Source organism: Streptomyces sp. NPDC001816 (assembly GCF_042892235.1).
GTDB lineage: Bacteria > Actinomycetota > Actinomycetes > Streptomycetales > Streptomycetaceae > Streptomyces.
The window spans coordinates 210,399-224,760 of record NZ_JBIATY010000010.1 but is presented as its reverse complement, the minus strand read 5'-3'; the positions used below and the strand labels follow the sequence as shown (position 1 = coordinate 224,760).

At 72.3% G+C, this 14,362-nt stretch carries 13 protein-coding genes; 2 read left to right on the top strand and 11 right to left on the bottom strand.

Annotated features, from left to right (window positions below; all coding sequences use genetic code 11):
• Positions 1 to 46: 46 nt before the first annotated feature.
• Positions 47 to 835 carry a carbon-nitrogen hydrolase family protein gene (locus ACFYZZ_RS31775; protein WP_389183216.1) on the bottom strand — a complete coding sequence of 263 codons (789 nt, stop codon included), beginning with the start codon at positions 833 to 835 and terminating at the stop codon, positions 47 to 49.
• 305 nt (positions 836 to 1,140) lie between these two features.
• Here ACFYZZ_RS31775 and ACFYZZ_RS31770 point away from each other — a divergent pair, with 305 nt between their 5' ends.
• Complete coding sequence (locus tag ACFYZZ_RS31770) at positions 1,141 to 1,692, top strand: Repetin (protein WP_389183214.1); 552 nt, start codon at positions 1,141 to 1,143, stop codon at positions 1,690 to 1,692.
• Between the two features lie 644 nt (positions 1,693 to 2,336).
• Here ACFYZZ_RS31770 and ACFYZZ_RS31765 read toward each other — a convergent pair.
• The 8 genes from ACFYZZ_RS31765 to ACFYZZ_RS31730 all read right to left on the bottom strand — a co-directional run bounded on the left by ACFYZZ_RS31765 (position 2,337) and on the right by ACFYZZ_RS31730 (position 11,237).
• Positions 2,337 to 2,720 (bottom strand): DUF742 domain-containing protein, encoded by a 384-nt coding sequence (locus tag ACFYZZ_RS31765; protein ID WP_389183211.1) that lies wholly within the window; start codon positions 2,718 to 2,720, stop codon positions 2,337 to 2,339.
• Between the two features lie 7 nt (positions 2,721 to 2,727).
• Positions 2,728 to 3,165, bottom strand: coding sequence for a roadblock/LC7 domain-containing protein (locus ACFYZZ_RS31760; protein WP_386574913.1), 438 nt, complete (start codon positions 3,163 to 3,165; stop codon positions 2,728 to 2,730).
• Positions 3,155 to 5,713: a nitrate- and nitrite sensing domain-containing protein gene (locus ACFYZZ_RS31755; RefSeq protein WP_389183208.1), complete on the bottom strand. Its 2,559-nt coding sequence runs from the start codon at positions 5,711 to 5,713 to the stop codon at positions 3,155 to 3,157. The genes ACFYZZ_RS31760 and ACFYZZ_RS31755 overlap by 11 nt, the downstream gene beginning before the upstream one ends.
• A gap of 100 nt (positions 5,714 to 5,813) precedes the next feature.
• Positions 5,814 to 7,283, bottom strand: a complete 1,470-nt coding sequence (locus ACFYZZ_RS31750) for an HAD-IA family hydrolase (protein WP_389183205.1) — start codon at positions 7,281 to 7,283, stop codon at positions 5,814 to 5,816.
• A 14-nt stretch (positions 7,284 to 7,297) separates the two neighbouring features.
• A complete protein-coding gene (locus tag ACFYZZ_RS31745; RefSeq protein ID WP_389183202.1) occupies positions 7,298 to 8,374 on the bottom strand; it encodes an ABC transporter ATP-binding protein in 1,077 nt (358 codons plus the stop codon).
• Positions 8,375 to 8,377: 3 nt separating this feature from the next.
• Positions 8,378 to 9,196, bottom strand: coding sequence for an ABC transporter permease (locus ACFYZZ_RS31740; RefSeq protein WP_389183199.1), 819 nt, complete (start codon positions 9,194 to 9,196; stop codon positions 8,378 to 8,380).
• Positions 9,181 to 10,080 carry an ABC transporter permease gene (locus ACFYZZ_RS31735; protein WP_389183196.1) on the bottom strand — a complete coding sequence of 300 codons (900 nt, stop codon included), beginning with the start codon at positions 10,078 to 10,080 and terminating at the stop codon, positions 9,181 to 9,183. Before ACFYZZ_RS31735 ends, ACFYZZ_RS31740 begins: the two co-directional genes overlap by 16 nt.
• On the bottom strand, positions 10,077 to 11,237 hold the full coding sequence (locus ACFYZZ_RS31730) for an ABC transporter substrate-binding protein (protein ID WP_389183193.1): 1,161 nt from the start codon (positions 11,235 to 11,237) through the stop codon (positions 10,077 to 10,079). The genes ACFYZZ_RS31735 and ACFYZZ_RS31730 overlap by 4 nt, the downstream gene beginning before the upstream one ends.
• A 225-nt stretch (positions 11,238 to 11,462) precedes the next feature.
• Here ACFYZZ_RS31730 and ACFYZZ_RS31725 point away from each other — a divergent pair, with 225 nt between their 5' ends.
• Positions 11,463 to 12,203: a GntR family transcriptional regulator gene (locus tag ACFYZZ_RS31725; protein ID WP_389183190.1), complete on the top strand. Its 741-nt coding sequence runs from the start codon at positions 11,463 to 11,465 to the stop codon at positions 12,201 to 12,203.
• A 112-nt stretch (positions 12,204 to 12,315) separates the two neighbouring features.
• On the opposite strand, the gene ACFYZZ_RS31720 is transcribed toward ACFYZZ_RS31725, so the two are convergent.
• The gene (locus ACFYZZ_RS31720; protein WP_389183187.1) at positions 12,316 to 12,768 is read right to left on the bottom strand and encodes an Lrp/AsnC family transcriptional regulator; all 453 of its coding nucleotides are present in this window, start codon (positions 12,766 to 12,768) and stop codon (positions 12,316 to 12,318) included.
• Positions 12,769 to 12,778: 10 nt separating this feature from the next.
• Positions 12,779 to 14,269: an amino acid permease gene (locus ACFYZZ_RS31715; RefSeq protein WP_389183184.1), complete on the bottom strand. Its 1,491-nt coding sequence runs from the start codon at positions 14,267 to 14,269 to the stop codon at positions 12,779 to 12,781.
• Positions 14,270 to 14,362: the final 93 nt, after the last annotated feature.

The window sequence follows — 14,362 nt, the reverse complement described above, 5'->3', positions numbered from 1 at the left end:
GGACTCCTTGCGCGGGGGTGATACGGGGAGGGGAGGGCTCGGGGGGTCAGACCAGGGACCCGTACAGGCCCGGGCGGCGGTCCTGCAGGTACGGGTTGGTCTCGCGGGAGGCGGCCAGGAAGCCGGGGTCGGCGTCGGCGAACACCAGCTCTTCGCCGCGGCCGGCGCGGGTGCGGGCGATGCCGTCGGGGCCGGCGAGGACGGACAGTCCGACGAACTCGAACTCGCCCTCGGGGCCGACCCGGTTGACGTACGCGACGTACATCTGGTTCTCCCAGGCCCGCACCGGCACGAGGGACTCGGCGACGAACTGGAAGGGGTGCATCTGCGCGGTCGGCACGATCAGCAGGTCGGTGCCGGCCAGCGCGTGGGCTCGGACGTTCTCCGGGAACTCGACGTCGTAGCAGATCATCATGCCGACGGTCAGGCCGTTCAGCTCGGCCTGGACGACCGGCCGCTCGCCCGGCGTGAAGTGGTCGCGCTCGAAGCAGCCGAAGAGGTGGGTCTTGCGGTAGTTCGCGAGCCGGGTGCCGTCGGCGGAGATCAGCTGGGCGGAGTTGTAGACGGTCTCGCCGTCGCGCTCCGGGTAGCCGTAGGCGACGGCCAGGCCGTGCCGGGTGGCGATCTCGGCGATCGCGTCGGCGGAGTCGCCGTCGGCGGGCTCGGCGAGGCGGCCGATGGCGTCGCCGATCGCGTAGCCGGTGAGGAACATCTCCGGAGCGGCCAGCAGCGCGGCGCCCGCGGCGGCGGCGCGGCCCGCGGCCTCGTCGAGGACCTTGAGGTTCTCGGCGATCGAGCCGGGGCGGCCGGAGCTCTGGAGCAGTGCGGTGCGCATGCGGGTTCCTCACCGGAAAGGGGGGTTTTGGGGCCACAAAAAAGGTACGGTCGGCGCGCTCGGCCGGACAAGCGGGAGCCGTTGCGCGCCGGTGCGCGGTTCGTTGCGTGACAGGGGGGCCGGGCGGCGATTCGTTGCGCGCCCCGAGGCGGGGTTCCCCTCCACCCCGAGGCGCAGGTCACGGCGGGGCTTCCCCGCCGGACGGGGGAGGCGGGATGCCGCCTGCGGGGCGATGTGCCGACGGCCCGCCGCCGGGAGAGTGGTGAGCGTTCAGTTCACACGCTTGACCTGCGGAAAGGACCGTCATGCAGCGTCGTACGAGGATCGCCGCCCTCACCTGTGCCGCCGCTCTGCTGATCACCGCCGGGACGGCGGGCGCGGCTGTGGCCTCGGGAGCCGGGACGCATCATCCCCAGCGTGAGGCCGCCGCGCTCACCGGCACGGCCAAGCTGTACCGGTCGGCCGGGGACGACATCACCTTCTCCTTCGACGCGCATCTGGCGGCGAAGGACAACAGGAATCCGCGGAAGGCCACCGGAACGTTCGAGTTCAGCCACTACCTGCACGGGGACGGCGCCTGGGCCAAGGCGAAGGTGGACTGCCTGGTCACCGGCGGGAAGGTCGCCGTCGTCTCCGGCGTGATCACGGCCTCGGACCTGCCGGGGGCCAAGGGCAGGCGGGTCGGCGTCACGGTCCACGACCTCGGCCGGCACGACCGGCTGGGCTACAGCTGGGCGGGGGCCGGCAGCCCCACGGACACCACGGACCTGCCGCCGTGCGTGTCGTCGGCTCCGTTCGAGAAGGTGAAGCAGGGCACGGGCGACTTCGAGGTCGTCCCGTGGAACCCGGCGCTGTGACGGTCGCCCGACGCCGATGACCACCTTTCCGAGCGGGCTCGCCGACTCGTAGTACCGGTAGGCCTCCGCGGCCTCCTCGAAGGGGAACACCCGGTCGACCACCCGGGTGCTGCTGCCTCCGCAGGGCCTGGGGCCCGCATCGTCAACCTCGAGCAGTGGGCGTGTCACATCATCGACGCGGTCCAGGCCGAGAGCATGCGCAACCCAGTCGACCGGCTGCGGCGGCCGGCGGCCGATCTCGCCGAGCCGGCTCCGGCACGCCCGCGCGAGTCGCCCGACCACCGGGGTTTCGCCGTACCGCTGCGGCTGCGGGCGGCCGGTCGGGACGACGACCGCGAGCTGACGCTGATCACCACGCTCACGCAGCTCGGCACGGCCACCGACGTCACGGTGGCCGAGCTGCGCCTGAAGGCCTTCCTGCCGGTGGACCGGGAGACCGCCGGGATGCTGACCGAACTCGTCGGCGCGGCGCCTACAGCGGCCGCGAACTTTCGGCGGGTGCCCGCGCGCCCTGTTGTGGCCCGCGCCGGCGGTCGGCTGCCGGACCGTCTCGGGCCCGCTGACACGGAGTCCCCTCCCGCCGTCCTCGAGCTCGCCCCGGAGCTCATCGCACGCGCGCTGCAACCGGACTCGGCACGCGGCCGCTACAGCTCCTTCAGCCGCGCCATGATCTCCCGCAGCAGCCCCGGATCGGCGGCCGGACCGCTGACCGGCAGCCGACGGGGCTCGTCGATGCGGATCAGACCGGCCTCGGCCAGGTCGCCGAGCAGGACCCGTACGACGGTCAGGGGCAGGTCGGCGTCCGCGGCCAGCTCGGCCACGGGGCGTGCGCCGCGGCGGATCAGGTCGAGCAGCGCGGTGCGGGCGTGGTCGAGTTCCGGGTGCGCCGCGCCGTCCGGCTCCAGAGCGGTGACCCGGGACATCAGGTCGATGGTGTGCCGGTCCGAGGGCCGGGTGCGGCCCCGGGTCACGGTGTAGGGACGGACCATCGACCCGGTCTCGTCCTCGTACCAGTGCTCGTCGCTCACCGCGGGATCAGGGGGCCGAGCGGGTGGCGGCGTCCAGGTGGCGGCCGAGGCGGCGGACGAGCAGGGCCATCTCGTGGGCGAGCTGTCCGACGTCGGTCCGCGCCTCGCTCAGGACGGCGAGGCGGCTGCCGTGGCCGGCCGGGGTGATGAAGAGGTAGGCGTCCTCCAGCATGACCATGGTCTGCCGCACCTCCCCCGCCTCGAACCGCTCCCCCGCCGAGCGGGCGAGGCCGTGGAAGCCGGAGCAGACGGCGGCCAGGTGCTCGATGTCCCGGCGGCGCATGCCCTCCGAGCAGCTGAGCGGCAGGCCGTCGGCGGTCAGCAGCACCGCCTGGCGGACATGGTCGGTCCGGGCCACCAGGTCGTCGAGCAGCCAGCCGAGATCCGTGCCGGGCGCTCCGCTGGGCTCGACGGACTGCTCGGGTCCGTGTTCGTCACCGGGCATCGTCGGTGTCCGTCCCTTCGTGGTCGGGTGTCCCTTGGTGGGGGCTGGTCGCGTCGTTCCTCGCGCCCCTGGGGAGCTGCGGTGCCGTCTGCCCGTGAGGCGAGGGAACGCCCTTGCGGCCTCGGTCCAGGCCTCGCTGGAAGGCGCCGAAGATCGCCCTCATCTCGTCGGCGTCGACCTCGCGCTCGGGTTCCGTGTCACGGGGCGGCGGATCGTCGCGCAGCTCGCGGACGAGGGACGCCTGGCGCGTACGGGTGGGCAGGGCGGGGGTGGGCTCCGGTTCGGGGGCAACCTCCGGGCCGGGAGCGACCTCCACGCCGGGAGCGACCTCCAAGCCGGGAGCCTCCCCCAGACCAGGGGCAACCTCCAAGCCGGGACCGTCCCCCAGACCAGGGGCAACCTCCGGACCAGGGGCGACCTCCGAGCCAGGGGCCTCCAGCCTGCGGGGCTCGTGCGGTGCAGGTCCGGGTGCGAGGGCGGGCCGGGACGTCGACCGCTTCCTGGTGGGCAGCTCCAGCACCGGCGCCTTCCGCTCGACCGGTCCCGTCCGCTCGACCGGCCTCGGCAGCTCGGCCGAGGCCGGCGGGTGGGCCACCGGGTCCCGTCCCTCGGCCCCGGCGGACGGCGCGCCCGTCGGCTCCACCGCCGCCAGCACCCCCTCCGGAAGCAGCACCACCGCTGTCGTACCGCCGTACGGCGAGTCCCGCAGGTTCACCTCGATGCCGTGCCGGGCGGCGAGGCGGCCGACGACGTACAGGCCGAGCCGGTCGTGCCGGGTGGGGTCGAAGGCGTCGGCGTCGGTGAGGGTGCGCTGGGCCTCCGCGCGCTGCTCGGCGTCGAGGCCGAGCCCGCGATCGTCGATCTCCAGCACGAAGCCGCTGCCGACCCGCCCGGGGCGCAGGGTGACCTGGGTGTGCGGCGGCGAGAACGCCGTGGCGTTCTCCAGGAGTTCGGCGACGAGATGGACGACGTCGGCGACCGCGTCCGCCGCGACGCCGACCTCGGGCATCGGCGGCACCACCACGCGCGCGTAGTCCTCGATCTCGCTCACCGCCGAGGCGACGACGTCCGCGACCGGCACGGGCCTGCGCCAACGGCGGCCGGGCGCCGAACCGGAGAGGATGATCAGGCTCTCCGCGTGCCGGCGCATCCGGGTCGTCAGATGGTCGATGCGGAACAGCTGATGCAGGATGTCCGGGTCCTCGGTGCGCCGCTCCAGCGTGTCGACGAGCTTCAGCTGCCGGTGCACCAGCGCCTGGTTGCGGCGCGCGATGTTGAGCAGCACCGCGAACAGGCCCCGGCGCAGGGTGGCCTGCCGGACGGCGGCCTCCACGGCGGCGAGCCGCGCGGTGTTGAAGGACCGGCCGACCTGGCCGATCTCGTCGTCCCTGATCTCGTCGGCGGCGAGCGGCGGCGCCTCGGCCAGCGCGTCCACGTCCTCGCCGGCGCTCAGCCTGCGCATCACGTCCGGGAGCTTGCGTGTGCTCAGCACGTCGGCCGCGTCCCGCAGCGTCTCCAGGCGCCGCGAAATGCGCCGCGCACCGCGCACCGAGAACCACAGAGACAGGGCGACGGCGGCCAGTCCGATCGCGCCGACGACGGCGGCCTTGGTCAGCTCGTGGTAGGCGAAGTCCCGGCCGCGCGCCGCGGAGTTCTCGGCGGAGCGGGTGCACAACTGCATATAGCGCTTGACGGCACGGTCGGAGGTGGTCCGCCAGGTGTCCGCCGCGACGGCCCGCCCGGCTCCCGCGGCTCCGGACCGCAGCAGCGCGTCCTCGCCCTGCGTCAGCGAGCGGTAGAGGTCACTGCGCTGGAACTCCTCGAACAGGCCGCGCGAGTCGGCGGGCAGGTCCGGTACGTACGTCCGCTCGAAGACGCGTCGGTCCTCGATGGTGGCGGTCAGGGTGTCGTACTGCCGGTCGGTCAGGATCCCGGCCGCCCGTGCCCCGGCGACCAGGGCGTCCTCCCGGGACACGAACTCCCGTACCCGCACCAGCTCGATGACGACCTGCGACTCCCGGGCGAGCTGCCCGGCCTGGAGCGCGGTGAGCGTGGACTGCACGTCGAAGCCGGGCTCGACGAGTGCGCTGTAGTCGTCGACCGCCTGGTCCCAGCTGATGTTCCTGGACAGGACGCGCTCGCGCAGCCCCTCCAGCTTCCCGGTGGCGGCGACCATGGTGTCCAGGGCCTGCCGCTGCCGGTCCGTGAGCCGTCCGCGGTCGCCGTCCCGGACCGCGTGCCGCATGGCGTCGACGGCCCGGTCGGTACGGCGCTGCTGGCCGAGCAGGTCCCCCGCCGTCGCCGTGTCCAGGCGGGCGCCCAGGTAGGAGGCGGACATCCGGCGTTCGATCTGGATCTGCCCGATCGCGGTGTCCACGGGGGTGCCGAAGTCCTCATACACCCCCTGGAGCCGGATCAGCGCGCGCAGTTCGGCGGTGACCGACACCATGGCGAAGCTCCACAGGGCCATCAGCGCGACGGCCGGGGTGAGAGCGAGCGCCACGATCCGCGCGCGGACGGTGGTGGGACGGCCGACGGGCCAGCGCATGGGGTACCTGCCCGTGTTACCAGTCAGTAGCAGTGGAAAGTCCGGCACAACCTACGGGATCGCCTCCTGGTCCGCAATGGTGACCTGCGGTAACCCCGGGTCACTTCCGAGGCAGTTCGAAGGTGGTCACGACGGCCGCGTGGTCCGAGGGCCAGTCGTTGCCCGCGACGTCGGGCCACGGGCGCGGGGTGCCGACGACGAGGGTCCGCGCGTCGCGCACGCTCAGGCCGCGGTGCAGGACGTAGTCGATCCGGTCCTGCGGCTCCGGGCGCCCGCTGCCGTCCTCGTGCACCGGGTGGATCGGCGACCAGGTGTGCCCCGGCTCGGCCACCGGGTCGGGGTGGACCTCACGGTAGGAGTCCGCGAACCCCGCGTCCGCCGCCGCCCGCGTCACCGGCCAGGCCACATCCGGCCAGTCCAGGTGCGAGGGGCAGTTGAAGTCGCCGACGAGGACCACCGGCACGCCGTCGCGGGACGACTCGGCGATCCGGTGCAGCGCGTCCCGCAGCTGAGCGAGCCGCACGTCCTCGTGGGCGATCAGCTCGGGTGCGCCGAGCCCGTCGAAAACGGCTTCGTAGGGCCCGTACGGCGTGTAATGCAGGTGAGCCGTCCACACGTCGACCTCGCGGCCGGGCGCGACCCGGATCCGGACGCCGGCGGCGCCGTAGAAGCCGACCTCGGGGTCGCCGAAGCGGGCGGTGATCGGGTACCGGCTGATGACGCCGAGGTTCTCGCCCGCCCGGTGGTGGTGCCAGCCGAGGGCCTCGGCCAGCTCCTGGGCGGCCGTGCCGGCGGTCTCCTGGAGCCCGACGACGTCGGCGCCGCTCTCCAGGACGGCCTTGACCTGCTTGGCGCGGTGGTCGTCGACCTCACTGCCGCCGAGCCACAGGTTCCAGCTCATGACGCGGAGTTCGGGCGCGATCATCCGGCGCAGCTCCTCGGGCGTGACACCGACCAGGCTGTCGCGCACGGTCCGCCCGGGTGCCGCGCCGATCGGCGCGAGGGACGGCACGGCGAGTACGGCGCACCCGGCGGCCTCGGCAGAGGCCACACCGGTCTCGGTGTCCTCCACGGCCACGCAGGCGGCCGGGTCGACGCCGAGCGCCCGGCAGGCGGCGAGGTAGGGGTCGGGGGCCGGCTTGGTGCGGGCGGTGTCGTCGGCGGTGACGGAGACCGCGAACCGTCCGGCGCCGAGGGCGTCGAGCACTACGTCGGCCACCGCGCGCGGGGACGCGGTGACCAGGGCGGTCGGGACGCCGGCGGCGGCCAGCGCGTCCAGCAGGTCCAGGGCGCCGGGGCGGGGCACGATCCCGGTGCGGACGCGGTCGGCGAACTCGCGGTGCAGCTCGGCCGCGAGGTCGGCCTCGGTCCGACCGGTGGCGCCGGCGGCGAGCCAGGCGGCGGTGTGCTCCACGGCCCGGCCGAGCACCTCCGGCTGGTCGGCCTCGCTCAGCGCGCGTCCGGCGACCTGCTCGACCGCCTCCCACCACAGGCGCTCGGTGTCGACGAGCGTGCCGTCCATGTCGAAGAGGACGGCCTGAAGCGGGAGTACGGGGTTGTGGGGGGTCACGTTGTTGTCGTTCCTCACTTCTGGATACGTTCGGCCACCAGCACGGGGCGCTCGGGCAGCGACACGGCGACGGCGGCTCCGGCGCCGAGCCCGGCGGCCTCGTGGGCGGGCAGGTCGGCCTTGGCCTCGGTGCCGTCGGCGAGCCGTACGGTGACCCGGACGACGGCGCCCAGGAAGGCGGTGGCGACGACTCGGGCGCTGCCCTGCTCGTCGGCCCGCACCTGGACGGACTCCGGCCGCACCAGCACGTCGACCGCGCCGTCCGGCACCTCGCCGTCGGCCGGGAGCCGCTGCCCGAGCACCTCGACGGTGCCGTCCTTCAGCTCGCCCGGGATCCGGCTCATCGTGCCGACGAACTCGGCGACGAAGGCGGTGGCGGGGCGGCCGTACAGCTCGGCGGGTTCGGCGCACTGTTCGAGCCGTCCGGCGCGCATGACGGCGACCCGGTCGGCGACCGAGAGGGCCTCCTCCTGGTCGTGGGTGACGAACAGGGTGGTGATGCCCAGCTCCTGCTGGAGCCGACGGATCTCCTCGCGCAGGGTCAGGCGCACCTTGGCGTCCAGCGCGGACAGCGGCTCGTCGAGCAGCAGGACGCGCGGGCGCAGGGCGAGGGCACGGGCGAGCGCGATGCGCTGCTGCTGGCCGCCGGAGAGCTGGTGCGGGTACCGCTCCCCCTTGTCGCCGAGGCCGACCAGCTCCAGCAACTCGGCGGCACGGGAGCGCCGTTCGGCCGTACGGACCTTGCGCATGCGCAGCCCGAAGGCGACGTTGTCGACGGCGTTCAGATGCGGGAAGAGGCTGTACGACTGGAAGACCATCCCGGCGTCGCGGCGGTGGGCCGGGACGTGGGTGACGTCCTCGCCGTCCACCAGCACCGCGCCGGAGTCGGGGTGTTCGAACCCGGCGAGCATGCGCAGCGCGGTGGTCTTGCCGCAGCCGGACGGGCCGAGCAGCGCCAGGAACTCCCCCGGGCGGACGGTCAGGTCGAGCCCGTCGAGCGCGACGGTGGCCCCGAACTCCCTGCGCAGTCCCCGGAATTCGACGGTGGCGGCCTTTTCGGCGGCGGCCTTCTCAAGCGTGGTGACGGTCATGGTCTATCCCCGGGAGGAAGCGGTTCGGGTGCGTCCGCCGGCACCGGCGAGCACGAGGAGCAGGGCCCAGGTGAGGAGCAGGCTGAGCACGGACACGGCGACGGACATCTGGGCCTGCGAGCCGCCGACGTTGTAGATCCACACGGCGAACGGCTGATAGCCGAGCAGCCGGGCGACGGTGAACTCGCCGAGGACCAGCGCCAGCGTGAGGAAGGCCGCGTTCAGCAGCGCCCCGCGCAGGTTCGGCAGCACGGCCCGCACGAGGGCCTGCGGCCAGGAGGCGCCGCAGCTGCGGGCGGCCTCCACGAGGGTGCGTACGTCGATGGCGCGCAGGCCCGCGTCCAGGGCTCGGTAGACGAACGGCAGGGCCATCACGACGTAGGCGAGGACCAGCACGACCGGGAAGGTCGGGTTCTGGATCGCCACGAACGTCTGGAACAGCGGGGTCCGGGACAAATGGTCCGGGCCCCACTTCAGCACGGTCACGATGCCGGCGACGAAGGCGATCGGCGGCACCACCAGCGGCAGCGAGCAGACTACCTCCACCACCGGCCGCAACTTGGGCGCGCCGAGCCGCAGCGCGACCACGGCGGGCACCATCAGCAGCAGGACGACCACGATGGTGGCCACGGCCAGCTCCAGCGAGAGCAGCAGGCTGGAGGTGAAGCCGTCGGCGGACAGGATCTGCGTGTAGGCGTCGAAGGTGACGCCGTGTCCGGGCACGTCGACCGTGAAGATCACGGAGGCGCCGAGCGGCACCAGGAAGTACAGCGCGGCCAGGCCGAGGACGGCCCAGCGCCAGGGGGTCAGGCGTCGAGCCATCGGGCGCTCCGTCGTTGCAGGGGCAGGTACACGGCCATGACCAGGCCCGCCACCAGCACCATGTCGAGGCTGAGGGCGAGGGCGACGTTCTCCTGGCCGACCAGCACGTTGCCGGAGAGGGCGTCGGCGATCTGCAGCGTGACGAGCGGGACCGCGCTGCCCACCATCGCGGCGGCGGTGGCGTAGGCGGCGAAGGCGCTGCCGAACAGCAGCACGAGACCGCCGAGCAGGGAGGGCGCGAGCACGGGCAGGGCCACGTGCCGCCAGTACTGCACACCGGTGGCGCCGTTGTTCAGCGCGGCCTCGCGCCACTGGACGCGCAGACCGTCCAGGGCGGGGGTGATGGTGAGGACCATCAGCGGGATCAGGAAGTACAGGTAGACGAGGACCAGGCCCCAGAAGCTGTAGAGGTCCCAGCCCTTGTCCGTGAGGCCCAGGTGCACGGTCAGGACGCCGGCGTTGCCCAGGGTGGCGACGAAGGCGAAGGCCAGCGGGACGCCGCCGAAGTTGGCGAGCACACCGGAGGCGGTCAGCACGGCCTCGCGCAGCGCGCGGGAGCGGGAGCTGACCACGGCCTGCGCGAGCGGCAGCCCGAGCAGGGCACCGAGCGCGGCGGAGATCGCCGACAGCTTCACGCTGCCCACCAGCGCGGTGAGGTACGGGCCCTGCAGCGAGGTCGAGAGGTTCTCGGCCGTGTAGGAGGCGGCGCCGGTCGTCTGGTCCTTGACCGTGAAGGCGCCGTCCAGGATGGCCAGGGCGGGCAGCCCGAAGGCGATCGCCGTGAACACCAGCAGCGGCACCACGGCCAGCCAGCCGGGGGCGCGGCGCCGCCGCTTCGCCGAAGCGACGGGCGCCACGTCCGTACGGGGGAGAGCGGTGGTCATCCGGAGACGGCCTTACCCCAGCCCTGCGCGATGACCGTCTTCGCCTTGCTCTGCTGGTCCTCGGTCGGGAAGGAGGGCGTGCCGGTGACCTTCGGGAGCTTGGCGGCGGCGGTCTTGTCGAGGGTGCCGGCCTTCTCCATGGCGGTCATCAGCGCCGGGCGGGCGTAGCCCTTGAGCCACAGGTTCTGGCCCTCGGCGCTGTACAGGTACTCCTGCCACAGGCGGGCGGCCGCCGGGTGCGGGGCGTCCTTGTTGATGGCCTGGGAGTAGTACTGGGCGTACTGGCCGTCGCTCGGGATGGCGACCTTCCAGTCGACGCCCTTGGACTTGAACTCGTCGGCGTAGCCGGCGTTCAGGTAGTCCCAGTCGATGCTGATGGGCGTCTCGCCCTTCTCGACCGTGGCCGGGGTCGACTCGACCGGCGTGTAGTTGCCGTTCTTCTTCAGCTTGGCGAAGAAGTCGAGGCCGGGCTGGATGCTGTCGAACGAGCCACCGCTCGCGAGGGCCGCCGCGTAGACGCCGCCGAAGGCCGAACCGGACTTGGTCGGGTTGCCGTTGAGCGCGACCTGGCCCTTGTACTGCGGCTTGAGGAGGTCCTTGAAGGTGGTCGGGCAGGCCTTCACGCGCTTGGCGTCGCAGCCGATGGAGATGTAGCCGCCGTAGTCGTTGAACCAGCGGGCCTGCGGGTCCTTCTGGCCCTCGGGGATCTGGTCGTAGGAGGCCACCTTGTAGGGCGCGAGCAGCCCCTGCTGTGCGGCGCTGAGGGCGAAGGAGGAGCCGAGGTCGAGGACGTCCGGGGCGCGGTCCTGGCCCTTGCGCGAGGTCACGGCGTTGATCTCGTCCTGGCTGGAGCCGTCGGGGCTCTCGTCCTCGATCTTGATGCCGTACTTCTTCTGGAAGCCGTCGATGATGGCGCCGTAGTTCGCCCAGTCGCGGGGCACCGCGACGATGTGCAGCGTGCCCTCCTTCTTGGCCGCCTTGACGAGGGCGTCGAGGCCGCCGAAGTCGGCCGCGGAGGTGGCGGTGGCGGCGTTCTTGCCGTCCTTGGTCTTGGTGGACGCGTTGTCGGGGGCGGCGCCACAGGCGCTCAGCGCGAGCGCGGCGACGACGGCGAGGGAGCCGCCGAGGACGGCGTTTCTCGGCAGGGACACGGTCACGGTCTCTCCAGGGGTGCGCACGAGGGTTGGGCGGTGCGTTGGGGAACTGCGGAGAACTTGTATGAACAAGTTGCGTCACAGTACGCCCGGCGCAGGTGTCCTGTCTGTAAACCGTGACGAAACTTTGAGCCCTTGTTGTGTGCACAATCCAGACCGTTACAGATCACGCTCAGGTCTCGATTACGCTGGTCACGTTGTGCACAGCGACCTGAGCAGAGGGGAAGCATGACCGCGCGACACGAGGAGATCGCCGACGAGCTGCGGCGCGCGATCGACCGCGAGCAGTACACGGTCGGCAGCCGGCTGCCCTCGGAGGCGGAACTCGCGACGCACTACGGCGTCTCGCGCGGCACGGTCCGGCAGGCCGTCGCCGCCCTCACCTCCGAGGGCCTGATCGGCTCCCGCCAGGGCGCCCGGCGCGTGGTCCTCGCCAGCCGCCGCAGTCAGAGCTTCGAGGAACTGCGCAGCTTCGCCCAGTGGGCGCGGGCGATGGGCCGCGAGGCCACCGGACACGTGGTGGCACAGGAGTACCGCCCGGCCACGCAGGAGGACGCGGTACGGCTCCAACTGCCCGCCGGGACGCAGGTGTTGCACGTGCTGCGCGTGCGCGGCCTGGACGGCGAGCCGGTGCTGCTCGAGCGCACGGTGTACGCCGACTGGATCGCACCGGCGGTCGAGCCGATCGAGCCCGAGTGCCCCTCCGTCACCCAGCGCCTCTACGACGACACGGGCCTGGTCTTCGCCTACGGCGAGCACGTCATCGACGCGGTCGCCTGCGGCGCGCAGGACGCCGAGTTGCTGGGGGTTCGCCGCACGAGTCCGCTGCTGCGGGTGCGGCGGGTCACCACGACCCGCGAAGGGCGGCCGGTGGAGTGGTCGGACGACCGGTACCGGCCGGACGCGGTGAGCTTCAGCGTGCGCAACTCGATAGGCAACAACGCGCTGGCACGGAAGACCCCGGAATAGAGCTCGGGGCGCTGTGCTGTGCGCCCCTGAAGGGGCGCGGGGAACTGCGCGAGCAACCCCGTACGGCCTGTACTCGGCATCCGGCAGAGCGCCCCGAGCTGGAACCCGCCCCCTACCCCGGCGCGCCGGAAGAGAAGCGGCGCAGCAACGGCGAAAGCACCAGCACCGACTTGGTCCGCTCCACGAACGGCTCCCCGGCGATCCGCTCCAGCACCCGCTCGAAGTGACGCATGTCGGACGCGAAGACCTGGACGATCGCGTCCGCCTCGCCGGTGACCGTGGACGCGGCCACGACCTCCTGGTAGCGCTCCAGGCCCCGCTGGATGGTCTCCGGCGAGGTGTTGCGCCGGCAGTAGATCTCGACGAACCCCTCGGTCTCCCAGCCGAGCGCCGCCGGATCCACCCGGACGGTGAATCCGGTGATGGCTCCGGTGGCCCGCAGCCGGTCCACGCGCCGCTTCACAGCGGGCGCGGACAGGCCGACCATCTGCCCGATGTCCGCGTAGGAGCGGCGGGCGTCCTCGGCGAGGGCGTGCACGATGCGTTCGTCGAGATCGTTCAGCACAGGGGGTGGTTCACTTCACTTCTTGTGTCGCAGGAGCTTCTTGCGTCGCGAGGCGGGAACGGCGGTAGCCGTAAAGGAAGTAGAACACGAGCCCGGCGGCCATCCAGCACCCGAAGACGACCCAGGTGACGGTGTCGAGGCTGAACATGTTGTACGCGCAGAACAGGAAGCCCAGCACCGGCAGGACCGGGCCGAACGGCACCCTGAACGTGCGCTCCAGCTCCGGCCGCTTGTAGCGCAGGACGACGACCGCGACGTTGACCAGGGCGAAGGCGAACAGCGTGCCGATGCTGGTGGCGTCGACGAGCTTGCCGAGCGGGATGAGCGCGGCGAGCACACCGCAGAAGAGGGACACGAGCACCGTGTTGAGGCGGGGAGCACCGGTCTTCGGGTGGACCTTGCCGAGCGCCCTCGGCACCAGGCCGTCGCGGGACATCGCGAAGAGGATGCGGGTCTGGCCGTAGAGCACGGTGAGCACCACGCTCGCGATGGAGATGACCGCGCCCAGCGCCAGCAGGGTGCCCCAGAAGGTCTGGCCGCTGACATCGTTCATGATCGCGGCGAGGGTGGCCTCCGAGCCGTCGAACTTCTTCCAGTTCCAGGCGCCCACGGCGACGCCAGCGACCAGCACGTACAGCGCGGTCACGATGATCAGCGACAGCATGATCGCCCGCGGCAGGTCCCGCTTGGGGTTCTTCGCCTCCTCACCGGCGGTGGAGGCGGCGTCGAAGCCGATGTACGAGAAGAACAGCGTGGCACCGGCGGCGCTGACCCCGGACATGCCGAGCGGCATGAAGTCGGCGTAGTTGCCGGACTTGAAGCCCATGAAGCCGATCGCGCAGAACAGCACGAGGGCGGCGATCTTCACGCAGACCATGATCGTGTTGGCGCGGGCGGACTCACGCGCGCCACCGAGCAGGAACAGCATCGCCAGGAGGACGACGATCAGGGCGGGCAGGTTGATGATGCCGTTGCCTTCACCCGGGGCCGCGGACAGTGCGTGCGGGATGGTGACGCCGATGGTGCCGTCGAGCAGCTCGTTCAGGTACTCGCCCCAGCCGACGGCGACGGCGGCCACCGACACGCCGTACTCCAGCACCAGGCACCAGCCGCAGACCCAGGCGACCAGTTCGCCCAGCGTTGCGTACGCATACGAGTAGGAGGAGCCGGCGACCGGGATGCTGCCTGCCAGTTCGGCGTACGACAGGGCCGAGAAGAGAGCCGTGAGACCGGCGATCACGAAGGCCAGGGTGACCGCGGGACCGGCCTCCGGGACGGCGTCGCCGAGGACGACGAAGATGCCGGTGCCGAGGGTGGCACCGATGCTGATCATGGTCAGCTGCCACAGCCCGAGAGAGCGCCTCAGCTGCCCTCCCTCGCCCTGGCCTCCCTCCGCGACCAGGTGTTCCACCGGCTTGCGACGCATGAGGCGCGCGGCGACGCCCGGGGACGCGGGGGCGGCCGTTGTGTGGTTCTGCGGGGGTGCGCCTTGGTCGAGCACGCGCTGGCTCCTTGTTCGATGCCGGGAAGGACGGACGGGGACCGGCAGGGGGCTGCAGGGCAGGAACCCACCGAGCGGAGTCCCCGCCACACC

Bases quoted from the DNA above. Each gene is read 5' to 3' on its own strand.
- ACFYZZ_RS31775 (WP_389183216.1), bottom strand. From the start codon at position 835: ATGCGCACCGCACTGCTCCAGAGCTCCGGCCGCCCCGGCTCGATCGCC.
- ACFYZZ_RS31770 (WP_389183214.1), top strand. From the start codon at position 1,141: ATGCAGCGTCGTACGAGGATCGCCGCCCTCACCTGTGCCGCCGCTCTG.
- ACFYZZ_RS31760 (WP_386574913.1), bottom strand. From the start codon at position 3,165: ATGCCCGGTGACGAACACGGACCCGAGCAGTCCGTCGAGCCCAGCGGA.
- ACFYZZ_RS31755 (WP_389183208.1), bottom strand. From the start codon at position 5,713: ATGCGCTGGCCCGTCGGCCGTCCCACCACCGTCCGCGCGCGGATCGTG.
- ACFYZZ_RS31745 (WP_389183202.1), bottom strand. From the start codon at position 8,374: ATGACCGTCACCACGCTTGAGAAGGCCGCCGCCGAAAAGGCCGCCACC.
- ACFYZZ_RS31740 (WP_389183199.1), bottom strand. From the start codon at position 9,196: ATGGCTCGACGCCTGACCCCCTGGCGCTGGGCCGTCCTCGGCCTGGCC.
- ACFYZZ_RS31735 (WP_389183196.1), bottom strand. From the start codon at position 10,080: ATGACCACCGCTCTCCCCCGTACGGACGTGGCGCCCGTCGCTTCGGCG.
- ACFYZZ_RS31725 (WP_389183190.1), top strand. From the start codon at position 11,463: ATGACCGCGCGACACGAGGAGATCGCCGACGAGCTGCGGCGCGCGATC.